Annotated in this window: 19 protein-coding genes; 15 read left to right on the top strand and 4 right to left on the bottom strand. The window is 52.3% G+C overall.

What is annotated here, in order from left to right; translation table 11 throughout:
• Nucleotides 1-84: 84 nt before the first annotated feature.
• Nucleotides 85-2931 carry a two-component system sensor histidine kinase RcsC gene (gene rcsC, locus C2U41_RS14060; RefSeq protein ID WP_003845133.1) on the top strand — a complete coding sequence of 949 codons (2847 nt, stop codon included), beginning with the start codon at nt 85-87 and terminating at the stop codon, nt 2929-2931.
• A 112-nt stretch (nt 2932-3043) separates the two neighbouring features.
• Here the strand turns inward: rcsC and rcsB are convergent, their stop codons facing one another.
• Together rcsB and rcsD are read right to left on the bottom strand one after the other, a co-directional pair.
• The gene (gene rcsB / locus C2U41_RS14055; RefSeq protein WP_003027592.1) at nt 3044-3694 is read right to left on the bottom strand and encodes a response regulator transcription factor RcsB; all 651 of its coding nucleotides are present in this window, start codon (nt 3692-3694) and stop codon (nt 3044-3046) included.
• A gap of 16 nt (nt 3695-3710) precedes the next feature.
• Nucleotides 3711-6380 (bottom strand): phosphotransferase RcsD, encoded by a 2670-nt coding sequence (gene rcsD / locus C2U41_RS14050; protein ID WP_003845134.1) that lies wholly within the window; start codon nt 6378-6380, stop codon nt 3711-3713.
• 738 nt (nt 6381-7118) lie between these two features.
• On the opposite strand from rcsD, the gene C2U41_RS14045 reads away from it, so the two are divergent.
• The 6 genes from C2U41_RS14045 (at nt 7119) to mgtE (ending at nt 14442) form a co-directional block, all read left to right on the top strand.
• A complete protein-coding gene (locus tag C2U41_RS14045) occupies nt 7119-8219 on the top strand; it encodes a porin OmpC (protein WP_003839420.1) in 1101 nt (366 codons plus the stop codon).
• Between the two features lie 115 nt (nt 8220-8334).
• Entirely contained in the window at nt 8335-9387 is a 1053-nt protein-coding gene (apbE, locus tag C2U41_RS14035) for an FAD:protein FMN transferase ApbE (protein ID WP_103848481.1), read from the top strand.
• A 79-nt stretch (nt 9388-9466) separates the two neighbouring features.
• Nucleotides 9467-10531, top strand: coding sequence for a bifunctional DNA-binding transcriptional regulator/O6-methylguanine-DNA methyltransferase Ada (ada, locus tag C2U41_RS14030; RefSeq protein WP_103848482.1), 1065 nt, complete (start codon nt 9467-9469; stop codon nt 10529-10531).
• A complete protein-coding gene (gene alkB / locus C2U41_RS14025) occupies nt 10531-11181 on the top strand; it encodes a DNA oxidative demethylase AlkB (protein ID WP_003027582.1) in 651 nt (216 codons plus the stop codon). Before ada ends, alkB begins: the two co-directional genes overlap by 1 nt.
• A gap of 75 nt (nt 11182-11256) precedes the next feature.
• Nucleotides 11257-12900 carry a multidrug ABC transporter permease/ATP-binding protein gene (locus tag C2U41_RS14020; RefSeq protein ID WP_103848483.1) on the top strand — a complete coding sequence of 548 codons (1644 nt, stop codon included), beginning with the start codon at nt 11257-11259 and terminating at the stop codon, nt 12898-12900.
• A 105-nt stretch (nt 12901-13005) separates the two neighbouring features.
• Nucleotides 13006-14442 carry a magnesium transporter gene (mgtE, locus tag C2U41_RS14015; RefSeq protein ID WP_003027576.1) on the top strand — a complete coding sequence of 479 codons (1437 nt, stop codon included), beginning with the start codon at nt 13006-13008 and terminating at the stop codon, nt 14440-14442.
• On the opposite strand, the gene C2U41_RS14010 is transcribed toward mgtE, so the two are convergent.
• Nucleotides 14405-15652, bottom strand: coding sequence for a SulP family inorganic anion transporter (locus C2U41_RS14010; protein ID WP_032950910.1), 1248 nt, complete (start codon nt 15650-15652; stop codon nt 14405-14407). The genes mgtE and C2U41_RS14010 overlap by 38 nt on opposite strands.
• A 278-nt stretch (nt 15653-15930) precedes the next feature.
• Between C2U41_RS14010 and mqo the strand changes: the two genes are divergently transcribed.
• A complete protein-coding gene (gene mqo / locus C2U41_RS14005; RefSeq protein ID WP_103848484.1) occupies nt 15931-17592 on the top strand; it encodes a malate dehydrogenase (quinone) in 1662 nt (553 codons plus the stop codon).
• Between the two features lie 92 nt (nt 17593-17684).
• Here mqo and eco read toward each other — a convergent pair whose 3' ends face one another.
• A complete protein-coding gene (gene eco / locus C2U41_RS14000; RefSeq protein WP_003839433.1) occupies nt 17685-18182 on the bottom strand; it encodes a serine protease inhibitor ecotin in 498 nt (165 codons plus the stop codon).
• Nucleotides 18183-18594: 412 nt separating this feature from the next.
• On the opposite strand from eco, the gene napF reads away from it, so the two are divergent.
• Genes napF through napC form a run of 7 tightly spaced genes read left to right on the top strand, consistent with a single transcriptional unit; the run spans nt 18595 to nt 24432 of the window.
• A complete protein-coding gene (gene napF / locus C2U41_RS13995) occupies nt 18595-19086 on the top strand; it encodes a ferredoxin-type protein NapF (RefSeq protein WP_003027564.1) in 492 nt (163 codons plus the stop codon).
• Nucleotides 19076-19339, top strand: coding sequence for a chaperone NapD (gene napD / locus C2U41_RS13990; RefSeq protein WP_032936605.1), 264 nt, complete (start codon nt 19076-19078; stop codon nt 19337-19339). Before napF ends, napD begins: the two co-directional genes overlap by 11 nt.
• Nucleotides 19336-21822 carry a nitrate reductase catalytic subunit NapA gene (gene napA / locus C2U41_RS13985; RefSeq protein WP_003027558.1) on the top strand — a complete coding sequence of 829 codons (2487 nt, stop codon included), beginning with the start codon at nt 19336-19338 and terminating at the stop codon, nt 21820-21822. The genes napD and napA overlap by 4 nt, the downstream gene beginning before the upstream one ends.
• Before the next feature lie 6 nt (nt 21823-21828).
• A complete protein-coding gene (gene napG / locus C2U41_RS13980) occupies nt 21829-22524 on the top strand; it encodes a ferredoxin-type protein NapG (RefSeq protein WP_003027555.1) in 696 nt (231 codons plus the stop codon).
• Nucleotides 22511-23374 carry a quinol dehydrogenase ferredoxin subunit NapH gene (gene napH / locus C2U41_RS13975; RefSeq protein WP_003027552.1) on the top strand — a complete coding sequence of 288 codons (864 nt, stop codon included), beginning with the start codon at nt 22511-22513 and terminating at the stop codon, nt 23372-23374. The genes napG and napH overlap by 14 nt, the downstream gene beginning before the upstream one ends.
• Nucleotides 23371-23820, top strand: coding sequence for a nitrate reductase cytochrome c-type subunit (gene napB, locus C2U41_RS13970; protein ID WP_003839442.1), 450 nt, complete (start codon nt 23371-23373; stop codon nt 23818-23820). The genes napH and napB overlap by 4 nt, the downstream gene beginning before the upstream one ends.
• A 9-nt stretch (nt 23821-23829) precedes the next feature.
• Nucleotides 23830-24432 (top strand): cytochrome c-type protein NapC, encoded by a 603-nt coding sequence (gene napC, locus C2U41_RS13965; protein ID WP_003027548.1) that lies wholly within the window; start codon nt 23830-23832, stop codon nt 24430-24432.
• The last annotated feature ends 2 nt before the right edge of the window (nt 24433-24434 follow it).

The following is a 24434-nucleotide window of genomic DNA, read 5'->3' as shown; positions in this document are numbered from 1 at the left end:
TTTTTTTAATGGCATTGCGACAAAAGACATTTACCGCTACCTTAACCACACTCTATTAATGCCCTGAGGCGGAGCTTCGCCCCTTTGAAATACCTTGCTTCCGTTCATTCAACCCTAAAAGTCTCACGCTACCTGTTCAGAGCGCTGGCGCTCGTTATCTGGTGTCTGATTGCGTTTGCCTCCGTGTTCTACATTGTGAATGCGCTGCACCAGCGAGAGTCTGAAATCCATCAGGAGCTTAATCTCAGCTCCGATCAGGCCCAACGTTACATTCAGCGCACCTCTGATGTGATTAAAGAGCTGAAATATATTGCCGAAAATCGCTTAACAGCGGAAAACGGCGTGATGTCGTTGCGGGCGCGAGATGATAAAACCGTCGTGCCTAATTTTGAGCCGCTGTTTGCCGACTCCGATTGTTCCGTAATGGGCAACGCCTGGCGAGGTTCCCTGGAATCACTGGCATGGTTTATGCGCTACTGGCGCGACAACTTTTCCGCCGCTTATGATTTAAATCGAGTGTTCCTGATCGGCAGCGACAACCTCTGTATGGCCAATTTCGGTTTGCGTGATATGCCCGTCGAACGAGACGAGGCCCTGAAGGCTCTGCATGAGCGCATTATTAAGTATCGCAATGCTACGCAAGAAGAAAACGGCAACAACTTGTTCTGGATTAGCCAGGGGCCGCGTCCGGGAGTAGGGTATTTCTATGCACTGACGCCGGTTTACCTCGCCAATCGTCTCCAGGCGCTGTTGGGCGTAGAGCAGCCTATTCGCATGGAGAATTTCTTCACACCGGGTAGTTTACCGATGGGCGTGACCATCCTCGACGAAAATGGCCATGCGCTAATTTCTCTCACCGGCCCTGAAGGGAATATTAAGGCTGAGCCCCACTGGATGCAGGAGCGCTCCTGGTTTGGTTACACGCCAGGTTTCCGCGAGCTGGTACTGAAGAAAAATCTGCCTCCGTCCTCCCTGAGCATCGTGTACTCCGTTCCTGTCGACCTGGTGCTGGAGCGGATCCGCATGATGATCCTGAACGCTATCTTGCTGAACGTGCTGGTCGGGGCGGCATTGTTTATGCTCACGCGCATGTATGAACGGCGCATTTTTATTCCAGCGGAAAGTGATGCTCAGCGGCTGGAAGAACATGAGCAGTTTAACCGTAAAATCGTGGCTTCTGCGCCGGTGGGTATTTGTATTCTGCGCACGATGGATGGCATTAATATCCTGAGTAACGAACTGGCGCACACCTATCTGAACATGCTGACGCATGAAGACCGTCAGCGGTTAACGCAAATTATTTGCGGCCAACAGGTCAATTTTGTTGATGTGCTGACCAGCAACAATACCAATCTGCAAATCAGCTTTGTACACTCGCGCTATCGTAATGAAAACGTGGCAATTTGTGTCCTTGTTGATGTCAGTGCGCGCGTTAAAATGGAAGAGTCGTTGCAGGAGATGGCACAGGCGGCGGAACAGGCTAGCCAGTCAAAATCGATGTTCCTTGCGACGGTGAGCCATGAGCTACGTACACCGCTGTATGGCATTATCGGTAACCTTGATTTGTTGCAAACCAAAGAGTTACCGAGTGGGGTGGATCGTCTGGTAACGGCGATGAATAACTCTTCCAGCCTGCTGCTGAAAATTATCAGCGATATTCTCGACTTCTCAAAGATTGAATCTGAACAACTGAAGATTGAACCGCGAGAGTTTTCACCGCGTGAAGTCATGAACCATATTACGGCTAACTATTTGCCGCTGGTGGTCCGCAAGCAGTTGGGGTTGTACTGCTTTATCGATCCGGATGTGCCTGTGGCGCTGAATGGCGATCCGATGCGTTTACAACAGGTGATTTCTAATCTACTGAGTAACGCAATCAAGTTTACCGATACCGGTTGTATTGTGTTGCACGTGCAGTGCAGCGGCGACTACCTGAGCATTCGAGTGCGTGATACCGGTGTAGGGATCCCAGCCAAAGAGGTGGTTCGGTTGTTCGATCCTTTCTTCCAGGTGGGGACTGGCGTACAGCGTAATTTCCAGGGAACGGGACTTGGTTTGGCGATCTGTGAAAAACTGATCAGCATGATGGATGGGGATATTTCCGTCGATTCCGAGCCGGGAATGGGGAGCCAGTTTACGCTGCGTATTCCGCTTTATGGCGCACAGTATCCGCTGAAAAAGGGTGTTGAAGGATTGGCTGGCACGCGTTGCTGGCTGGCAGTACGTAATGCGTCACTGTACCACTTTCTCGAATCCAGCCTGACGCGTAATGGGATGAAGGTGCTGCGATATGAGGGACAACAGCCCGATGCGGATGACCTGTTGGTGGCCGACGATGTGCTGGAACAGGCCTGGCAGGGGCGAGCAGCGGTGATTTTCTGCCGCCGACATATTGGCATTCCGCTGGAAAGAGAGCCTGGAGAATGGGTACACAGCGTGGCGTCACCGCACGAACTGCCTGCGCTGCTGGCACATATCTACAGTGTAGAGTTGGGGAGTGAAGATCTCTCCACGGCGCTGCCAACCCCGGATAAAGCCGGTGCGACGAACGATGACATGATGATCCTGGTTGTTGACGATCATCCTATAAACCGGCGCTTACTGGCCGATCAATTGGGATCGTTGGGATATCAGTGTAAAACCGCGAATGACGGTGTGGATGCGCTCAATGTGCTCAGCAAAAATCATATCGACATTGTGCTGAGTGACGTCAACATGCCAAACATGGATGGTTATCGCCTGACCCAGCGTATCCGCCAGTTAGGGTTAACGCTGCCGGTTGTCGGCGTGACGGCCAACGCGCTGGCCGAAGAGAAGCAGCGTTGCCTGGAATCGGGTATGGATAGCTGTCTGTCTAAGCCAGTGACGTTGGATGTATTGAAGCAAACGCTGACGGTCTATGCGGAAAGGGTGAGGAAGGCGCGGGAATAACAGATGCCGGATGGCGGCGCTTGCCTTATCCGGCCTACGGAACACGCACCAAGCAGTGTCATTCGTAGGCCTGATAAACGGCGTGCCATCAGGCACTTTGGTGTTAAAAGAATTACTCTTTGTCTGAGGGACTCAGCGTTACGGAAGAGAGGTAATTCAACAGGGCGATATCGTTTTCCACACCGAGTTTCATCATTGCCGACTTTTTCTGGCTGCTGATGGTTTTAATACTACGGTTGAGTTTTTTCGCGATTTCAGTAACCAGGAAACCTTCGGCAAACAGACGCAGAACTTCACTCTCTTTCGGTGACAGACGTTTGTCGCCATAGCCGCTGGCGCTGATTTTTTCCAGCAGACGAGACACGCTTTCCGGGGTGAATTTCTTACCTTTCTGCAGTGCGGCAAGCGCTTTCGGCAGATCGGTTGGCGCACCTTGCTTCAGTACGATCCCTTCAATATCGAGATCCAGTACCGCGCTCAGAATAGCCGGATTGTTGTTCATGGTCAGAACGATAATCGACAGGCTCGGGAAATGACGCTTGATATATTTAATTAACGTGATCCCATCACCGTATTTATCTCCCGGCATGGAGAGGTCGGTAATCAACACATGCGCATCCAACTTAGGCAAATTGTTGATTAGTGCAGTGGAGTCTTCAAATTCGCCGACAACATTTACCCACTCGATTTGCTCAAGTGATTTACGAATACCGAACAGTACAATCGGGTGGTCATCGGCAATAATTACGTTCATAGTGTTCATGTATTGGGCTACCTTGCTACAGCAAGCTCTTGACGTAAACGTCAATGTCGCTGATGTATTTTTCTATACCTGGAGCATCTTTCTCTTGAATAAGATGTTCCAGCGCTTCACATAACTGCTTGCCGGGTACCAGATTAAGCATGGCAAACACGCCTTTCAGGCGATGGGCCGTTTGGGCTAACGCAGCGAAATCGCTGATAGCCGCCTCAGTATACAACCTCTTAACATCATCCGGTACTGTGTCTACAAAGAGAGCGTAGTAACCACTGGCATGAAGTTCGGCGTTTTCATCTCCGCCGAGGGGGAGTTCCTGGAACCCTTCTTGCGCCAGTTGCTCTTCAATCAGCTCAAGGACAGCTTCCTGCATAGCATTGCTCATATTAAAGTTAACGCGCAGTTGGCCAGGGCCAATTTTCCGCACGCCAGACTCATCATCGCTTAAAAGTAGGCCTGAAGCAGTAAGATTAGACGGATTATCCGTTAAAAAGAGATCATATTCTTGACTATTCAACCGTTCATCGGGCGTGATGCAGGTTGCCCCCCAGTTTTCCAGCTGACGTAATACAATGCTACGTACGTCATTTGAGGTGACATCAACCATTACGCAGACGTCATCCAACAGGCGCTCTTCACTATCAGCATGTTGATCGTGCAGCGGCATTTTAACATGGACGATATAACGTGTTCCAAGTTCTTCCCGCGCTTTGATATTCAGGTGTCCGCCAAGCTTACGGGCTAACTGATCGCACAACCAGAACGTCAGAGGGTTGGCTTTGCCATACCGATCGCCCTGCGTGTCATTGATGAACGGGAAATGGAGATTATCAACTTCATTCAATGTGACGCCTTGCCCGGTATCCAGAATGCGGAAGGTCAGGCGTTCAGCCTCTGACTCATCCTGGTCGACTTCCAGCGTTATTTTACCAATCTGCGTGGTGGTTACCGCATATTGGATCAATAGCAGCAAAATACGGCGCAAGGCATCGCGATCGCCACGGCGTTCATCATGGGCGCTAAGGTGATTTTTAATCAGTAGCTGCAGCCCCTTACGCTTAATGGCTGGCAGAACCTCCGGAACTACGTCGTCAATTAATGCCTGCACGGAAAACAGTGTGGATTCACCTTTCCAGGCATCGTTCTCCAGCAGGTTGGCTAGCTGGATTTCGTCCACCATTCGCACCAGAACGTCGGCCTGATTTGCCAGTTTCTGGCTGTCCGGTGTATTGAGCGCGGCGGCATTGGCAGCCAACGTTTTCGCGGGGTCTTTCAGCGCGCTGCCAATATTCTGCATAAAGGCCGCGCGGGCCTGCTGATTTTTCTCATACAGCCGCTGCGCTTGTTTCAGCTTCTTATTGACCAGCACTTCGCGGTCCTGGTCACGAATGATAAAGATCTGCGTTCTCGGGGAGATCTGGCTGCGAAACAGTCTGATTTCATACAGTTCATTATTGATGGTGGCTTGAATGATTCCCTGATGCTGCTCTGCCATGTTGGTAATGTTTTGCAGATTTAAATGCGGCAGCAGGTGATCGGCAATTTTGTTGCTGATAACCGTACGATTTGCTTCCTGATCGTGCACCAGTAATCCCAGTGGCAGAAGGGAAACAATCTCTTCATTGATTGCGCGAAGAACGCGCAGTTCATTATTTGCCGCAAGGTTTGGCGCCACTTGGGTGGAACGGACTGGGAGGTGGCGAAAAGTGGTATAGCCAAATAGCGCCAGGGCCAGCAACGCAATGTTCAGCAAAAGCGGTAGCAGAATGCTTTGCAATGTATCGAGCAGCAATGAGCCAAACGGAACCTGCCATACCAGCCGCATATCCGTTGAGTTTAGCGCCGAAGAGATCTCAATTTTACTGTTGTTGAAATTAATGCTGACGCTGTCAGGCGACTCTTTTTCATTCAGGTGCTCGGTCGTTGAGGTGGCATCTGGTTCCAGATAGAAACTGTCCAGCGGCATACCGGGCGGGATCAAGTCATTAATCGGCAGGTCAAAGGCGACAACCGTTGCCAGATGTCCTGGCTGATTAAAGGTCGTGCGTAGCGTGAAGTAATGCCCGTTCTGCCAGGCCAGACGGCGCAGTGAAGAGAAGCTTTCACGTTCATCTAGCGCATTAGCCTGTTGCAGCATCTCAGCGCGCCGGGAATCGACAATATTCCCAATCGTCGATTCTTTAAAACCGGAGGTAAGATCTTTCAGCGGTAACGTCGAGATTAGGATCAGACTGTTGTCCTGACCATTCAGGTAATACATTGACCATGGGACATTCTCTGCGCCCCACAACGTATCCAGATATGTTGAAATGCGCTGGGTCATTTCCAATGTAGAACTGTCATGCGAGCCGAAAATCAGCGCCTCGGTCTTTCTGCGCGGCTTCTCAAGATAATAGACGTCTTGTTTCAGACGCGTTTCCTGCAGCCCTTCTGCACCCGGCGAACTGGTTGAGGCGGCAATGTTGTCATAGATTTGCCAGGTCACGTATCGCCAGGTATCGACCCTTTTATGAATGGCATGGGTAATATCGACGATCTGATAGCTCTTATCTTTTAACCAGGTGTTGACGGCGCTCTGGACCATAACACCCATCATCACCAACAGCACAACGATCAGTAATAAGAAGAAACGGGTAATACTTCCTGGCAACAGGGAGAATCGGGTGGAAACCGTTGTGTCAGACTGACTCATTCGTGTTTATGACCTGTTAAACGACGCGAAAGATGAAGGGGCAGTATAAAGGGTAATGTATGAATTACCACACTTACACCGCGCGGCAGAGGTTGCATTTTTTACGCCTCATTTGGTTGCACCCGTGACGGTGCAAAGGTGTACAGTGGATAACGGCGGGTACAAATATTCGTACGGAAAGTATACATTTAGCATTAAATAACAATCAATTATTTGTCAGGCTTATATCTGAGCGCAGTGCTATGAGATAGTTAATAGTCGTTATAGTTTTGCATCGGTAGCACAGAAAGGTAAGTTTTGTGTAAAGAAGGGTAAAAAAAAACCGAACGCTGAGCATTCGGCTGAAATAGGGGTAAACAGACATTCATAAATGAATGACGGTAATAAATAAAGTTAATGATGATAGCGGGTCTATTTTAGTTGCGAGTGAAGATTTTTTTTTGTCATTCAGTGCTATAAGAATTTTTCGTGTAATCTGTTGATTTTAAAGATTATTGATATGATTCTTGATTATTTGTGCTTATTTTGCTTATTTTTTGATTTTAAAAAAGTTCCCTTTCATTAATATTTTGAAACATCTATGCAGATAAATGAAACACCTTAAAAGTTTTAGTATCATATTCGTGTTGGATTATTCTGTGTTTTTGCGGAGAATGAAGTTGCCGACTGGTTAATGACCTTAATCAGTATGCAGTGTCATAAAAAAGCAATAAAGGCATATAACAGAGGGTTAATAACATGAAAGTTAAAGTACTGTCCCTCCTGGTACCAGCACTGCTGGTAGCAGGCGCAGCGAATGCGGCTGAAATTTATAACAAAGACGGCAACAAATTAGACCTGTACGGCAAAGTCGACGGTCTGCACTATTTCTCCGATGACAAAAGCGCTGATGGTGACCAAACCTATATGCGTATCGGCTTCAAAGGCGAAACTCAGGTTAATGACCAACTGACCGGTTACGGCCAGTGGGAATACCAGATTCAGGGTAACGCGCCTGAATCTCAGAACAACTCCTGGACGCGTGTGGCGTTTGCGGGTCTGAAATTCGCAGACGTGGGTTCTTTCGACTACGGTCGTAACTACGGCGTAGTTTACGATGTAACGTCCTGGACCGACGTTCTGCCGGAATTCGGCGGCGACACCTACGGTTCTGACAACTTCATGCAGCAGCGTGGTAACGGTTTCGCGACCTACCGTAACACCGACTTCTTCGGCCTGGTTGATGGCCTGAACTTTGCCCTGCAGTATCAGGGTAAAAACGGTAGCCCGGAAGGCGAAGGCATGACCGGCGTGACCAACAACGGTCGTGAAGCACTGCGTCAGAATGGCGACGGCGTTGGCGGATCTATCACTTATGATATCGGCGAAGGCTTCTCCCTGGGTACTGCAGTCACCAGTTCCAAACGTACCGACGAACAGAACCGTTTGAACTTCGGTACCGGCGATCGTGCTGAAACCTATACCGGTGGTATTAAATACGACGCGAACAACTTCTACTTTGCAACTCAGTACACTCAGACCTACAACGCAACGCGTGCAGGCTCCCTGGGTTGGGCTAACAAAGCGCAGAACTTCGAAGCGGTTGCTCAGTACCAGTTCGACTTCGGTCTGCGTCCGTCCGTGGCTTACCTGCAGTCTAAAGGTAAAGACCTGGGCCGTGGCTATGGCGACGAAGACATCGTGAAATATGTTGATGTTGGCGCGACTTACTACTTCAACAAAAACATGTCCACCTATGTTGATTACAAAATCAACCTGCTGGATGACAATCAGTTCACCCGTGACGCAGGTATCGGTACCGATGATATCGTAGCGCTGGGTCTGGTTTACCAGTTCTAATCTACATTTATTGTTATCAAAGGCCCTGCGGGGCCTTTTTTAATGCTGTTTTTCCGCCGTACAAACAACGATTTTTGGTGTACTCTTGCGCGCGTTCGCATGAGGATAATTACGTATGGAAATGAAATTTTATCGCGCAGCGCTGCTGGCGGTGACGATTTTTTTTGTCGGGTGCGATGAAGCCCCGAAACCTGCTCAGACCACAACGCCAGCCACCGTTCTGGAAGGTAAAACCATGGGCACTTTCTGGCGGGTCAGTGTCGTGGGCGTCGATGCAAAACGCGCCGCAGAACTACAGGTGAAGATCCAGACTCAGCTTGATGCCGATGATCAACTGCTCTCCACCTATAAAAATGACTCTGCATTGATGCGCTTTAACTTATCGAATAGTTTGTCACCATGGCCGGTTAGCGACGCCATGGCGGATATCGCGACCTCGGCGCTACGCATTGGCGCAAAAACCGATGGGGCTATGGATATCACCGTGGGGCCGTTAGTCAATCTGTGGGGCTTTGGCCCGGATCAGCAACCGTTGCATATTCCCACCCAAGAGCAAATTGACGCTGCAAAAGCGCAAACCGGACTTTCACATCTGAAGGTCGTGAATGAAGCGCATCAGAATTACCTGCAAAAAGACTTGCCGGATCTGTATGTGGATCTCTCTACCGTTGGCGAAGGGTACGCCGCCGATCATCTGGCACGATTAATGGAGCAGGAAGGGATCGCCCGTTATCTGGTTTCCGTTGGTGGTGCGCTAAACAGCCGCGGTATGAATGCTGAAGGGCATCCGTGGCGTGTCGCAATTCAGAAACCGACCGATCGTGAAAACGCGGTGCAGGCGATTGTAGACATTAACGGGCATGGCATTAGCACCTCCGGCAGCTACCGTAACTATTATGAGCTGGATGGCAAGCGTCTTTCCCATGTTATCGATCCGCAAACCGGTCGTCCGATTGAACACAACCTGGTGTCCGTAACGGTCATTGCACCAACGGCGCTGGAAGCTGACGGCTGGGATACTGGATTGATGGTGCTCGGCCCGGAAAAGGCCAAAGAAGTTGTGCGTCGTGAAGGGCTGGCGGTCTATATGATTATGAAAGAGGGCGAGGGGTTTAACACCTGGATGTCGCCGCAGTTCAAAAGCTTTCTGGTCAGCGAAAAAAATTAAAAAGCAAGATTGCGGGTTTTTGTATCCGGCTATGGGGACACACTGAGGCTAAGCGCTATGCTTAACAAAGGAGTCCGAAATGAAAAATCGTTTACGCATCACTGACGATGACCGTTGGCAGTCCGTTTTGGCTCGTGACGCCGACGCCGACGGTCATTTTGTTTTTGCCGTCCAGACCACCGGTATTTTCTGCCGTCCGTCCTGTCGGGCAAAACATGCGCTGCGCAAAAATGTCTGCTTTTTCTCTGATGCTCAGCAGGCGCAGGCTGCCGGGTTTCGCCCCTGTAAGCGCTGCCAGCCGGATAAAGACAGCGCGCAACAGCATCGACTGGACAAAATTGCCCGCGCCTGCCAGTTGTTGGAGCAAGAGTCACCTCTTACGCTGGACGAGTTGGCACAACAGGTGGCAATGAGCCCGTATCACTTACATCGCTTGTTCAAAGCTACGACAGGCATGACCCCGAAAGCGTGGCAGCAGTCCTGGCGTGCCCGCCGTCTGCGCGATGCTCTGGCGAAAGGTGTTCCGGTTACGCAGGCGATTCTCAACGCCGGATTCCCCGACAGCAGCAGCTATTACCGCAAAGCGGATCAGACATTAGGCATGACCGCAAAGCAATTTCGTAAAGGTGGCGACAACGTTTCTGTACGCTATACCCTCGCAGATTGCGCTCTGGGTCGTTGTCTGGTGGCAGAAAGCGAGCGGGGTATCTGTGCGATCTTACTTGGTGATGATGACGCCACGTTAGTTGCGGATCTGCATGAGCTGTTTCCCGCCGCGCAGGATGTTCCTGCAGATGCCGATTTTCAGCAGCGCGTGCGCGAAGTGATCGCCGCGATCAACTCGCGTGACGCGTCGCTATCGCTACCCCTGGATATCCGGGGCACCGCATTTCAGCAGCAGGTGTGGCAGGCGCTGCGCGCAATTCCGTGTGGCGAAACAATGAGCTACCAACAGCTGGCCAGCGCCATCGGCAAACCGAAGGCGGTACGCGCGGTGGCCAGTGCCTGTGGGGCCAACAAACTGGCGGTTGTTATTCCGTGTCACCGGGTGATCCGTGGTGATGGCGCACTTTCGGGCTACCGATGGGGTATTGCGCGCAAGGCGCAGTTACTGCAACGGGAAACTACTGGCGAGGAAACATAATGCTCGATCTTTTTGCGGATGCTAAACCCTGGCAGGAGCCGCTGGCTTCAGGTGCGGTTATTCTGCGACGTTTCGCTTTTGACTCTGCACCCACTTTACTGCAGGCGATAGCGGCTGTCGCCAGACAGTCGCCATTTCGTCAGATGGTAACGCCCGGCGGCTATACGATGTCGGTGGCAATGACCAACTGCGGCCATCTGGGCTGGACGACGGATCAGCATGGCTATCTTTATTCTCCGTTTGATCCACTCACCGGCGTGCACTGGCCGCCGCTGCCGGATGCATTTGCTGACCTGTGTCAACAGGCGGCGACGGCGGCGGGCTATGCTGATTTTCAACCCGATGCCTGCCTGATTAACCGCTACACGCCAGGGGCAAAACTGTCCTTACATCAGGATAAAGACGAGCCCGACCTGCGGGCGCCGATTGTCTCTGTATCGCTGGGGCTACCGGCCATCTTTCAATTTGGCGGATTGCGCCGTAATGACCCTTTAAAGCGTTTGCTGCTGGAACATGGCGATGTCGTGGTGTGGGGCGGTAATTCGCGGCTGTTTTATCATGGGATCCAGCCGCTTAAAACGGGGTATCATCCGTTGACCGGAGACTGTCGTTACAATCTGACGTTTCGTCAGGCAGGTAAAAAAGAATAAAAATAAGAATTATTATTGCTGTCAGCGAAGAGATGTTTAAACTGCGGGCTGTTATTACTTGTCCGGGTTGTGTGCATGGAACTTTTACTTCTTGTCTGGCGGCAGTATCGCTGGCCATTTATCAGCGTGATGGCGCTCAGCCTCGCCAGCGCCGCGTTGGGGATTGGGCTGATTGCGTTTATCAACCAGCGTCTGATTGAAACGGTCGACACCACGCTGATGGTGCTACCGGAGTTTCTTTGCCTGCTGCTGTTATTGATGGCCGTCACCCTCGGTTCACAACTGGCGCTCACCACGCTGGGACACCACTTTGTCTACCGACTGCGTAGCGAATTTATCAAACGGATTCTGGACACCCACGTCGAGCGCATCGAACAGCTTGGCAGCGCCTCGTTGCTGGCGGGTTTAACCAGTGATATCCGCAACATCACCATCGCCTTTGTTCGTCTGCCTGAGCTGGTACAGGGGATTATCCTGACAGTCGGATCGGCGGCGTATCTGGCGATGCTGTCGACTAAAATGCTGCTGGTGACAGCAATCTGGATGGCAATCACCATCTGGGGCGGATTTGTGCTGGTGGCGCGGGTGTATAAACACATGGCCACCTTGCGCGAAACTGAAGATAAGTTGTACAACGATTATCAAACGGTGCTGGAAGGGCGCAAAGAGCTGACGCTCAACCGTGAACGTGCCGAGCATATCTTTAATCAGATGTACGTCCCGGATGCCAAAGAGTACCGTCACCATATTATTCGCGCCGATACTTTCCACCTGAGCGCAGTCAACTGGTCGAACATTATGATGCTGGGCGCCATTGGTTTGGTGTTCTGGATGGCCAACAGTCTGGGCTGGGCGGATACCGCCGTGGCGGCGACCTATTCGCTGACGCTGCTATTTTTGCGCACGCCGCTGCTCTCTGCCGTTGGCGCGCTACCGACGCTGCTCACCGCGCAGGTAGCGTTCAACAAGCTGAACAGGTTTGCCCTTGCGCCCTTTAAGGCCGAATTCCCACGTCCAAATGCGTTTCCGAACTGGCAGACGTTGGAGTTACGTAACGTGGTTTTCCACTATCAGGATAACGCCTTCTCCGTTGGACCCGTGAATCTGACGATTCATCGCGGTGAACTGATCTTTCTGATTGGCGGTAACGGTAGCGGGAAATCTACGCTGGCGATGTTACTGACTGGTCTATACCAGCCGCAGTCAGGCGAAATATTGCTTGATGGTAAGGCCGTTGCCGTTGAAAAACCGGAAGACTACCGCAAGCTATTCTCCGCCGTGTTTACCGACGTCTGGCTGTTCGACAAACTGCTGGGGCCGGAAGGTAAAGAGGCTAAACCGCAGCTGGTCGCGAAGTGGCTGGAACATCTGAATATGGGGCACAAGCTGGAGCTGAGCGATGGCCGTATCCTCAATCTGAAACTGTCGAAAGGGCAGAAGAAACGCGTGGCGCTGCTGCTGGCTCTGGCGGAGGAGCGCGACATCATTCTGCTGGATGAATGGGCTGCCGATCAGGATCCCCATTTCCGCCGGGAGTTCTATCAGGTGCTATTGCCTTTGATGCAGGAAATGGGCAAAACCATTTTCGCCATTAGCCACGACGATCACTATTTTATTCATGCCGACAGGCTGCTGGAAATGCGTAACGGACAGTTGAGTGAACTGCTGGGCGATGAACGTGAAGCCGCCTCGCGTGACGCGGTGGCTCGCACAGCCTGATCCTACGTGCCGCCGGTTTTTTAGCCACCCGGCGGCACTGTTTATTGTTATTTACATAAATCGGCATCATGATTAATGATATTTCATATCATGGATTTATGATTAATGTCCGTAATAAACAAAAACAGCGCCAGGCTGCGTGATGAAGAGCGTGCGCGCCTTATCTGGCTGCTGACCACTGATAAAGCCATTATTTCAACACTGTTGGGCAAGCTTACCCTGGCTGAGCAATATGACGTCGGTACGTTAGCCGACGATATTGCTGAGGTAGGGGCGCTGGTCGCCCACCTGCCGCCTCCCGATTTAGCCGATACCCTCGAAGCATTACCTTCAGAAGAGCGTCACGCCCTGTGGCGACTGGTCGAAAGTGAAAAGCGTGGTAACGTCCTGCTTGAGGCGTCTGAAAACGTCTGGGACGACCTGATCGATGAGATGAGTGACCGCGAAATACTGGATGCGCTGCAATATCTCGATATCGATGAACAGATTTATCTGGTGCAGCATCTCCCGCGTAACCTCACTGGACGGTTGCTGGCGACGTTACCAGCCGAAGAGCGGGCGCGTGTCCGCCAGGTAATGCATTACGAGAAGAATCGCGTCGGCGCGATTATGGAGTTCGAAGTCATCACCGTGCGTCCGGACGTGACGCTGGAAGTGGTGCAACGCTACCTGCGACGGTTGGGCAAAATGCCGGAGAACACCGATAAACTCTTCGTGACCGATCGCAATAAAGTGCTGGTTGGAGAACTGACGCTAACCTGCATTCTGCTCAATGATGTGCAACGCAAAGTCAGCGAGGTGATGGAAGATGACCCGCTCACCTTTTCTCCGGACGATATCGCTGAAAACGCTGCACGTACCTTCGAACGTGACGACCTGGTCAGTGCTGCAGTCGTTGATCCTTCAGGTAAGCTGATGGGCCGCTTAACTATCGATGAGATCGTCGATGTGGTTTATGAAGAAACTGATACCGATTTGCGTCGAATGGGGGGCTTAAGCGCCGGAGAGGATGTGTTTGCGCCCGTTACCAAAGCGGTAAAAACCCGTTGGGCATGGCTGGCCGTTAACCTCTGTACCGCCTTTATCGCCTCGCGGGTGATCGACGGTTTTGAACATACGATTTCGCAACTGGTGGCACTGGCCTCGCTGATGCCAATTGTGGCGGGAATTGGCGGCAATACCGGGAATCAAACCATCACCATGATCGTCCGCGCGCTGGCGCTACAAAATATTCAGCCGGGGAATCTGACGTTTTTGATCCTGCGCGAAATGGGCGTTGCAGTGATTAATGGCCTCGTATGGGGCGGAATTATGGGCGGTATTACCTGGTGGCTGTACGATGACATGGCGCTTGGCGGAGTAATGACCCTGGCGATGATGCTTAATTTGTTGATGGCGGCATTAATGGGGGTCATCATTCCGATGACGATGGTAAAGCTCGGGCGCGACCCGGCGGTCGGCTCGAGCGTCATGATTACGGCTATTACCGATACCGGCGGTTTCTTTATTTTTCTCGGTCTGGCAACGCTGTTTCTGATGTAGCTGCGCGTTTGTTTCTGACGATACGCGGCAGAATGAGCATCGCCATTACCCCGGCAACCACGCCAATCGCCAGGTTGCCGGTGGACACCGTGGCAGCGACGGTCACCAGCATCACCAGCGTTTCAGTGACGGGGAGTTTCCTCAGCGTGGTGGGCTGAATGCTGTGCCAACTGAAGGTTTTTACCGCCACAATCGCCATAATTCCCGCCAGCACCGACATGGGTATTTCTGCCATCACTTCGCTTAATCCAGTGACTAACAGTAGTAATACCAGTCCGGCGGCAACCGTCGAGACGCGGCTGCGTCCTTTGCCCATCTCGACGTTAACGATGGTTTGACCAATCATCGCGCACCCGGCGATGCCGCCATAAAATCCGGCCAGAATATTGGCTATCCCCAGCCCAGCACTCTCGCGATTCTTATTCGACGGCGTCACCGTCAGGTCATCCACCAGACGGGCAGTTAACAGCGACTCCATCAAACCAACAAAAGCGATGCTCAGCGCGCAGGGCCAGATAATCGCCAGCGTTTGCAGGTTGAGCGGAACCAACAACTGGGTGAAACCCGGCAGGCCGCCGCTCATCGAACCTTCGTCACCGACGGTCGGTAACAGTTGCCCGCTGGTGACAGTGAATAAGGTCAGTAGCACGATGGCGATAAGCGGTGCGGGGATAGCTTTAATAAACCGCGGAACCCACAGCACAATCAGCAGCGTCAGGACAAACAGCCCCCAGATGAGCGGGCTTTTCCCCCAGAAATGAGGGACCTGGGCAAAGAAAATCAAAATACCTAGTGCGTTGACAAATCCGGTCATCACGGCCGTAGGGATGAATCGCATCAGACGTGCCATTCCCAATACACCAAACAGGATCTGAATCATCCCGGCCAGCACCACTGCAGGCAGGATGTATTGCACGCCGTGTTGATGCACCATCGGACCAATCACCAGCGCAACCGATCCTGCAGCGGCGGTAACCATTGCGGGACGACCACCTAAAAAGGACATCGCCAGGCACAGTACGACGGAGGCGATCAGACTGACTTTAGGATCAACGCCTGCGATAACGGAAAACGAGATCACTTCCGGGATCAGCGCCAGGGCGGTTACCACACCGGCCAGTGTTTCGCGAACCAGCAGACGGGGTTGGCGGAGCACGGCACGGGTCGCGTTTTCCGCGACTGCGACAGAGGAATGTTGAGTTGCAGACATAGTTACACTCAGGTCAAAAATGGCCTGATACAGCAGACCGACAGGCATCCGTGCGGTGAATAGCAAAGCGCAGCATAGTACCCGTCTGCCGGGCCGGTTTCCAGAAATGATTGCCAATAACCCTATAAAATATCAACGTATTTATAACATTTTTAAAAATTAAATATAATTTATAAACAATATTTAATTATTTTTACTTAAGTGTTACCGTTGATGCCGCTCGATTTTCACCTGCATTAAAAGCAAAAAAGCGATACTAAAAGTAAGGCATTAACATTATGAAAAAAGTGACTGCCATGCTCTTCACCATGGCTGTAGGGCTGAATGTTGTCTCGATGGCGGCAAAAGCGAAAGCGGCGGAAGAGCAGGAAACGGATGTACTGTTGATTGGCGGCGGCATCATGAGCGCCACGCTGGGAACCTATTTACAGGAGCTGGAGCCGCAATGGTCAATGACCATGGTTGAACGACTGGATGGTGTAGCGCAGGAAAGCTCAAATGGCTGGAATAACGCCGGAACGGGACACTCCGCACTGATGGAGCTGAACTACACGCCTAAAAAGGCAGACGGTAGCATCAGCATTGAAAAGGCAGTCGACATTAACGAAGCCTTCCAGATTTCCCGCCAGTTTTGGGCATATCAGGTTAATAATGGCGTGATGCATGAACCACGCTCGTTTATCACTACCGTTCCGCACATGAGTTTTGTCTGGGGTGACGAGAACGTCAACTTCCTGCGTGCCCGTTACGCCGCATTGCAACAGAGCACGTTATTCCGCGGTATGCGTTATTCTGAAGATCACGCGCAGATTAAAGAGTGGGCGCCGCTGGTCATGGAAGGTCGTGATCCAAAACAGAAAGTCGCAGCAACGCGTACCGAGATTGGTACTGACGTGAACTACGGCGAAATCACGCGCCAGTTGATTACCTCATTGCAGAAAAAGCCCAACTTTGCGCTGCAGTTGAGCACCGAAGTGCGCGGTTTTAAGCGTAATGCCGACAATAGCTGGACGGTCACGGTCGCCGATCTGAAAAATAACGAAACGGAACATGATATCAAGGCGAAGTTTGTCTTTATCGGTGCCGGTGGCGCTGCGCTGAAGCTGTTGCAGGAAACCGACATTCCGGAAGCGAAAGGCTATGCCGGATTCCCGGTGGGCGGGCAGTTCCTGGTTGCGGACAATCCGGACGTAGTCAACCGCCACCTGGCGAAAGTGTACGGTCAGGCCTCCGTTGGCGCGCCGCCGATGTCCGTACCGCACATCGACACGCGTATCCTTGATGGCAAGCGCGTTGTGCTGTTTGGGCCATTCGCGACATTCTCCACCAAGTTCCTGAAAAACGGTTCATTGTGGGATCTGCTCAGCTCGACCACCACGTCGAACTTTATGCCGATGGTCAACGTGGGTCTGGATAACTTCGATCTGGTGAAATATCTGGTGAGCCAGGTGATGCTCAGCGACGACGACCGTTTTGCTGCGCTGCAAGAGTACTATCCGCAGGCGAAAAAAGAAGACTGGCGTTTATGGCAGGCGGGCCAGCGTGTGCAGATCATCAAAAGCGATGCGGAGAAGGGCGGCGTGTTGCGTCTGGGTACTGAAGTCGTCAGCGATAAAGAAGGCACGATTGCTGCGCTGCTGGGAGCTTCTCCGGGCGCATCAACCGCGGCACCGATCATGCTGCATCTGATGGAAAAAGTGTTTAAAGATAAAGTGGCCAGCTCCGAGTGGCAGGCGAAGCTGAAAACCATCATTCCGTCTTATGGTACTAAGCTGAACGGTAACGTTGAGGCTACGGAACAAGAGTTGCAGTACACCAGTGAGGTTCTGGGTCTGAAATATGACAAGCCGCAGGTTGCTGATGAGGCACCGAAACCACAGCTGAAACCTCAGGCACAACCGCAGCCTGAACAGAAAGCCGTCGCGGATATCGCACTGTAAATACAATGCCGGATGGCGCTGCGCTTATCCGGCCTGTTTTATGCGTCTGTATGCCGGATAAGGCGGTACGCCGCCATCCGGCACATCCTGACTTAGCGCGCGACTGCGTCTTGAATTTTATCTTCTGCTTTCCAGATACGGTATTTAACGTCCACGTTTTCCGGGGTGTAGACCACAATCGGCAGCTTGCTGTTGTAACGGAGCATGCCGTCATCACCCAGATACGCAGTAATGAATTTCTTCTCTTTCTTACCGTCCGGGCAGGCCATCATGGTTGAAACCGGAGATGTGACTTTGTCGAAGACGTAGTAGTCATATCCCCAACCTTCCAGCGTTTTGCTGTCCAGTTCGCCACCCAGGCGGTGTTGGTTGCAGTCAACTTCCAGCGTTTGTCCGATCAGCAGTTCTACTTTCAGAGTAGATTCATCTTTCTCTGGGGTAAGCTGGATAACCTGGCGCTTCATACCCTTTTCCGCCTTAGGATAAGGGGCGACTTTTTCCAGCGGCTGAGCGGCGCTATCGTTACTGGCAGCCAATGCAGAAGTGCTGGTAAAGGCGGCGAAAAGTACGGCAGGGACAATTGTCTTCATCTTATTGTTCACAGTGTTTCCTTTCTTCTGTCTTTTGAACGAGTCAGGGGCAGGTTAACATATTCGCATCATCAATTAATCTGTATTTACTTATATTTTAAGTGTATCCAGCAATGGTTTACGTTCAATGTAGCGATATATTCTAAGAATCATCTTAAACATGAGATTATTATCTTAATATTGAATCGCTATATACGTGGCTATATAACTCATTGAAATGTGAGCAAAAGCGCATTTTTTCCCGCCAACTCAACACTCCTTTGATCCGGCAACAGCATTTACCCCAATTGGGGTATGCACCTCTAACACATCCTGAAATATCTTACGGCTAAAAATAACTACTCATAAATAGTGCAGTTTTTTATGTCGTTCAACCCGCCGAGGGAGGGCGTCATTATGGAAGGACAATGTCATGGTTGATTTATCCCGTCGAGGCATGTTGACAGGCAGTTGGCGAAACGCCAGCGCAGGGATCCGTCCGCCGTGGAGCAAGGAAGACTCTCACTTTCTGGCCCATTGCCTCCGTTGTGACGCCTGCATCCAGGCGTGCGAAACCGACATCCTGCAGCGAGGCCAGGGTGGTTACCCGAGCGTAAATTTCAAACACGGCGAGTGCAGCTTTTGCTATGCCTGCGCAGAAGCCTGTCCCGAATCACTTTTTCTTCCGCGCCACACCAGGGCATGGGATCTGAACTTTACGATTGGGGAAAACTGTCTCGCACATCAGTCCGTTGAATGTCACCGCTGTCAGGATAGCTGTGAGCCCATGGCAATAACCTTTCGCCCCACGCTGTCCGGCATTTATCAGCCGCAGCTCGACAATCAGGACTGTAACGGATGTGGCGCCTGTGTCGCTATCTGCCCGGTATCAGCCATTAACGCGGAGTACAACCATGGACAATAACTGGCAGGTCTGCAGCCTGGTCGTTCAGGCCAAAAGCCAGCATATCAACGATATCGCCACGCAGTTGCGTTCCTTTCCCGGTTGCGAAGTTGCCCTCAGCGATGTGGAAAGTGGTCAGTTGATTGTGGTGGTGGAAGCTGATCAAAGTGAAACGCTAATGAAAACAATTGAGTCAGTGCGCAACGTTGCGGGCGTGCTGGCGGTGTCGCTGGTTTATCACCAGCAGGATGAGCAAGGTGAGGAAACACCATGAAACTCAGTCGTCGTAGCTTTATGAAAGCTAACGCCGTTGCGGCCGCTGCGGCGGCTGCCGGGTTAAGCGTGCCGGGCGTTGCCCGCGCGGTAGTCGGTCAGCAAGAAGCCATCAAATGGGACAAAGCCCCGTGCCGTTTTTGCGGGACGGGCTGCGGCGTATTGGTCGGAACGCAGCAAGGGCGTGTTGTGGCATGCCAGGGCGATCCGGATGCGCCGGTTAACCGTGGGCTTAACTGCATCAAAGGTTATTTCCTGCCGAAAATCATGTACGGAAAAGACCGTTTAACGCAGCCGATGCTGCGCATGAAAGACGGCAAATATCACAAAGAAGGCGAGTTCACCCCGATTAGCTGGGACCAGGCTTTTGACGTGATGGAAGAGAAATTCAAAACGTCGATGAAAGAGAAAGGCCCGGAATCTATCGGCATGTTCGGCTCTGGCCAGTGGACGATTTGGGAAGGTTATGCTGCTGCCAAATTGTTTAAAGCGGGTTTCCGTTCCAATAACATCGACCCGAACGCACGTCACTGCATGGCCTCAGCGGTAGTCGGCTTTATGCGTACCTTCGGTATGGATGAACCGATGGGCTGCTATGACGATATCGAACATGCAGACGCCTTCGTCCTGTGGGGCGCGAATATGGCAGAGATGCACCCGATCCTGTGGTCGCGCATCACCAACCGTCGTCTGTCCGATCCTAACGTCAACGTCGCGGTTCTCTCCACTTTCCAGCACCGCAGCTTTGAGCTGGCGGATAACGGTATGGTCTTCACGCCGCAAACCGATCTGGTGATCCTCAACTACATCGCGAACTACATCATTCAAAACAATGCGATTAACCAGGATTTCTTTAGCAAGCACGTTAACCTGCGTAAAGGCGTGACAGACATCGGCTACGGTCTGCGTCCGACCCATCCGCTGGAAAAAGCGGCGAAAAACCCGGGATCCGATGCCTCTGAACCGATGAGCTTTGAGGATTACAAAGCCTTCGTTGCTGAGTACACGCTGGATAAAACCGCCGAAATGACCGGCGTACCAAAAGATCAGCTGGAACAACTGGCGCAGCTGTATGCCGATCCGAAGAAAAAAGTCATCTCCTACTGGACGATGGGCTTTAACCAGCACACCCGCGGTGTATGGGCCAACAACCTGGTCTATAACCTGCACTTGCTGACTGGCAAAATCTCCCAGCCAGGCTGTGGCCCGTTCTCTCTGACCGGCCAGCCTTCCGCATGCGGCACCGCGCGTGAAGTCGGTACATTCTCCCATCGTCTGCCTGCGGACATGGTGGTGACAAACGAAAAACACCGCGATATCTGCGAGAAGCACTGGAATATTCCGTCAGGGACCATTCCGGCAAAAATCGGTCTGCACGCCGTGGCACAAGACCGCGCGCTGAAAGATGGCAAGCTCAATGTCTACTGGGCGATGTGTACCAACAACATGCAGGCTGGTCCGAACATCAATGAGGAGCGTATGCCGGGCTGGCGCGATCCGCGCAACTTCATCATTGTCTCCGATCCGTACCCGACGGTCAGCGCCTTGTCTGCTGACCTGATCCTGCCGACTGCGATGTGGGTAGAGAAAGAAGGTGCCTACGGTAACGCTGAACGCCGTACACAGTTCTGGCGTCAGCAGATTAAAGCACCGGGCGAATCGAAGTCGGATCTGTGGCAACTGGTGCAGTTCTCTCGTCGCTTCAAAACAGAAGAAGTGTGGCCCGAAGAGCTGTTGGCACAAAAACCGGAGCTGCGTGGCAAAACGCTGTATGACGTGCTGTTTGCCACGCCAGCAGTGACAAAATTCCCGGTGACTGAACTGGCTGAAGATCAACTGAATGATGAATCCCGCGAGCTGGGCTTCTATCTGCAAAAAGGGTTGTTCGAAGAGTACGCCTGGTTTGGTCGCGGTCACGGGCATGACCTTGCGCCATTTGACGATTACCACAAAGCCCGCGGTTTACGCTGGCCGGTCGTCGAAGGCAAAGAGACCCAGTGGCGCTACAGCGAAGGCAACGACCCTTACGTGAAAGCAGGTGAAAGCTACAAGTTCTACGGTAAACCGGACGGTAAAGCGGTTATCTTCGCGCTGCCGTTTGAGCCTGCTGCTGAAGCGCCGGATAAAGAATATGACCTGTGGCTATCCACCGGACGTGTTCTGGAACACTGGCATACCGGCAGTATGACGCGTCGTGTGCCTGAACTGCACCGCGCTTTCCCGGAAGCCGTGCTGTTTATCCACCCGCTGGATGCAAAAGCACGCGATCTGCGTCGTGGCGATAAGGTCAAAGTGATTTCCCGTCGTGGCGAAGTGATTTCGATTGTTGAAACACGCGGTCGTAACCGTCCGCCGCAGGGGCTGGTGTACATGCCGTTCTTCGACGCCGCACAGCTGGTGAACAACCTGACGCTGGATGCGACGGATCCGCTCTCCAAAGAGACGGATTTCAAGAAGTGCGCCGTGAAACTGGCGAAGGTGTAACGCGTTATGTCCCGGTCAGCAAAACCCCAAAATGGCCGCCGCCGCTTTCTGCGCGATATGGTTCGCGCAGCGGGCGGGCTGGCCGTCGTTGGCGTGGCGCTGGGGTTGCAACAACAAACCGCACGCGCAACCGGCGTGCGGTTGCGCCCGCCAGGTGCACTGAGCGAGGAGGCATTTGCCAGCGCTTGCGTACGTTGCGGTCAGTGCGTTCAGGCATGTCCGTATGACACGCTGAAGCTGGCGACGCTGGCCTCCGGGCTGGCGGCTGGTACGCCATATTTTATCGCCCGTGATATTCCCTGCGAAATGTGTGAGGACATTCCATGCGCCAAAGTCTGCCCCAGCGGTGCGTTGGACAGAGAAATTGAATCCATTGACGATTCGCGTATGGGGCTGGCGGTACTGCTGGATCACGAAAACTGCCTCAACTATCAGGGATTACGCTGTGACGTTTGCTATCGCGAGTGCCCGAAAATCGATGAGGCGATCACCCTGGAGCTGGACCGTAACATGCGTACCGGCAAGCATGCGCGGTTTATTCCTACCGTGCACAGCGATGCCTGTACCGGCTGTGGGAAATGCGAAAAAGTCTGCGTACTGGAGCAGCCAGCAATAAAAGTGCTGCCGTTGTCGCTGGCGAAAGGGGAGTTAGGACACCATTACCGCTTCGGTTGGCTGGAGGGGAACAATGGCAAATCGTAAACGTGATGCCGGGCGTGAAGCGCAGGCAAAAAAAGGATGGTGGAAGAGTCATCGTTGGCTGCTGCTGCGTCGTCTGAGTCAGTTTCTGATACTGGCGATGTTCCTTAGCGGCCCGTGGCTTGGTGTTTGGATTCTGCATGGCAACTACAGTAGCAGCCTGTTGCTGGACGCTATCCCGTTCACCGATCCGCTGATTACTCTGCAAAGCCTGGCCAGCGGGCATCTGCCAGCGACGGTGGCGTTAACGGGGGCAGCCATCATTACGGTGCTGTATGCCCTGGCCGGTAAGCGACTGTTTTGCAGTTGGGTTTGTCCTATGAACCCGGTCACCGATTTAGCCAGCTGGTTGCGCAGAAGGTTTGACCTGAATCAGTCTGCGACCCTGCCGCGCCATATACGGTACGTCCTGCTGGTGGTCATTCTGGTCGGTTCAGCGCTGACTGGTACGCTGCTGTGGGAGTGGATAAACCCGGTTTCTTTGCTGGGACGTAGCCTGGTAATGGGATTCGGTAGCGGAGCGTTGCTGATCCTCGCGCTGTTTTTATTTGATTTACTGGTCGTTGAGCATGGCTGGTGCGGGCATCTCTGCCCACTGGGTGCGCTGTATAGCGTGGTGGGAAGTAAAGGTGCATTAACCGTTTCGGCAAAAGAACGTAACAGATGTAACCGCTGTATGGATTGTTTTCATGTTTGCCCGGAACCGCATGTGCTACGTGCGCCGGTGCTGGATGAGCAAAGTCCGGTGCAGGTAACCAGTCGCGATTGCATGGCCTGCGGTCGCTGTGTGGATGTCTGTTCTGAGGATGTTTTTACAATAACAACACGATGGAGTTCGGGAGCGAAATCATGAAAAGCCATGACCTGATTAAAGCGCTGAGTCAATGGATGGCCGCGCTGGCCTTGCTAGTCAGTGGGGCAGTTTGGGCTGCAAACGGAGTGGATCTGAGCCAGTCACCTGAAGTCTCAGGAACACAGGAAGGGGCGATTCGCATGCCGAAAGAGCAAGTGCGTATGCCGCTGAACTATGTGAATCAGCCGCCGATGGTTCCGCACAGCGTTGAAGGATATCAGGTGACGACTAACACCAACCGCTGCCTGCAATGCCACGGTGTGGAAAGCTATCGTACCACCGGTGCGCCGCGCATCAGTCCGACGCACTTTATGGATAGCGACGGCAAGGTATTGGCTGAAGTCGCGCCGCGTCGTTATTTCTGTCTGCAATGTCACGTTCCGCAGGCTGACGCCGCGCCGATTGTTGAAAATACCTTCACCCCCTCGAAAGGTTACGGGAAATAAGAGGTCATTATGGAAAATTCTAACCGTAAACCAGGCTGGATTAAGCGCGTCTGGCAATGGTGGCGTCGCCCCAGCCGTCTGGCGCTCGGCACGCTGTTGTTAATCGGCTTTGTGGGCGGCATTATTTTCTGGGGCGGCTTTAATACCGGTATGGAAAAGGCCAATACAGAAGAGTTCTGCATTAGCTGTCACGAAATGCGCAATACGGTGTACCAGGAATACATGGAAACCGTACACTACAACAACCGCAGTGGTGTGCGAGCGACTTGCCCTGATTGCCACGTCCCACACGAGTGGGGCCCGAAAATGATCCGTAAGATCAAGGCCAGTAAAGAGCTGTACGCGAAAGCACTGGGGTTAATAGATACACCGCAGAAATTTGAAGATCATCGTTTAACGATGGCGCAAAATGAGTGGCGGCGTATGAAAGATAACAATTCGCAAGAGTGTCGAAACTGTCACAACTTCGAGTTTATGGATTTAACCGCCCAGAAAGGCGTCGCGGCCAAAATGCACGACCAGGCCGTGAAAGACGGGCAAACCTGTATTGACTGCCATAAAGGGATAGCGCACAAACTGCCTGATATGCGCGAAGTCAAACCGGGCTTTTAACA

Source organism: Citrobacter freundii complex sp. CFNIH4 (genome assembly GCF_002934505.1).
Lineage (GTDB): Bacteria > Pseudomonadota > Gammaproteobacteria > Enterobacterales > Enterobacteriaceae > Citrobacter > Citrobacter freundii.
The sequence above is the reverse complement of the archived record's forward strand: the minus strand, read 5'-3'. Positions and strand labels throughout refer to the sequence as shown.

What these genes read in the sequence shown, in the direction of transcription:
- rcsB (WP_003027592.1), bottom strand. Translation starts at nt 3,694, where the DNA reads ATGAACACTATGAACGTAATTATTGCCGATGACCACCCGATTGTACTG.
- rcsD (WP_003845134.1), bottom strand. Translation starts at nt 6,380, where the DNA reads ATGAGTCAGTCTGACACAACGGTTTCCACCCGATTCTCCCTGTTGCCA.
- C2U41_RS14045 (WP_003839420.1), top strand. Translation starts at nt 7,119, where the DNA reads ATGAAAGTTAAAGTACTGTCCCTCCTGGTACCAGCACTGCTGGTAGCA.
- apbE (WP_103848481.1), top strand. Translation starts at nt 8,335, where the DNA reads ATGGAAATGAAATTTTATCGCGCAGCGCTGCTGGCGGTGACGATTTTT.
- ada (WP_103848482.1), top strand. Translation starts at nt 9,467, where the DNA reads ATGAAAAATCGTTTACGCATCACTGACGATGACCGTTGGCAGTCCGTT.
- alkB (WP_003027582.1), top strand. Translation starts at nt 10,531, where the DNA reads ATGCTCGATCTTTTTGCGGATGCTAAACCCTGGCAGGAGCCGCTGGCT.
- C2U41_RS14020 (WP_103848483.1), top strand. Translation starts at nt 11,257, where the DNA reads ATGGAACTTTTACTTCTTGTCTGGCGGCAGTATCGCTGGCCATTTATC.
- mgtE (WP_003027576.1), top strand. Translation starts at nt 13,006, where the DNA reads ATGTCCGTAATAAACAAAAACAGCGCCAGGCTGCGTGATGAAGAGCGT.
- C2U41_RS14010 (WP_032950910.1), bottom strand. Translation starts at nt 15,652, where the DNA reads ATGTCTGCAACTCAACATTCCTCTGTCGCAGTCGCGGAAAACGCGACC.
- mqo (WP_103848484.1), top strand. Translation starts at nt 15,931, where the DNA reads ATGAAAAAAGTGACTGCCATGCTCTTCACCATGGCTGTAGGGCTGAAT.
- eco (WP_003839433.1), bottom strand. Translation starts at nt 18,182, where the DNA reads ATGAAGACAATTGTCCCTGCCGTACTTTTCGCCGCCTTTACCAGCACT.
- napF (WP_003027564.1), top strand. Translation starts at nt 18,595, where the DNA reads ATGGTTGATTTATCCCGTCGAGGCATGTTGACAGGCAGTTGGCGAAAC.
- napD (WP_032936605.1), top strand. Translation starts at nt 19,076, where the DNA reads ATGGACAATAACTGGCAGGTCTGCAGCCTGGTCGTTCAGGCCAAAAGC.
- napA (WP_003027558.1), top strand. Translation starts at nt 19,336, where the DNA reads ATGAAACTCAGTCGTCGTAGCTTTATGAAAGCTAACGCCGTTGCGGCC.
- napG (WP_003027555.1), top strand. Translation starts at nt 21,829, where the DNA reads ATGTCCCGGTCAGCAAAACCCCAAAATGGCCGCCGCCGCTTTCTGCGC.
- napH (WP_003027552.1), top strand. Translation starts at nt 22,511, where the DNA reads ATGGCAAATCGTAAACGTGATGCCGGGCGTGAAGCGCAGGCAAAAAAA.
- napB (WP_003839442.1), top strand. Translation starts at nt 23,371, where the DNA reads ATGAAAAGCCATGACCTGATTAAAGCGCTGAGTCAATGGATGGCCGCG.
- napC (WP_003027548.1), top strand. Translation starts at nt 23,830, where the DNA reads ATGGAAAATTCTAACCGTAAACCAGGCTGGATTAAGCGCGTCTGGCAA.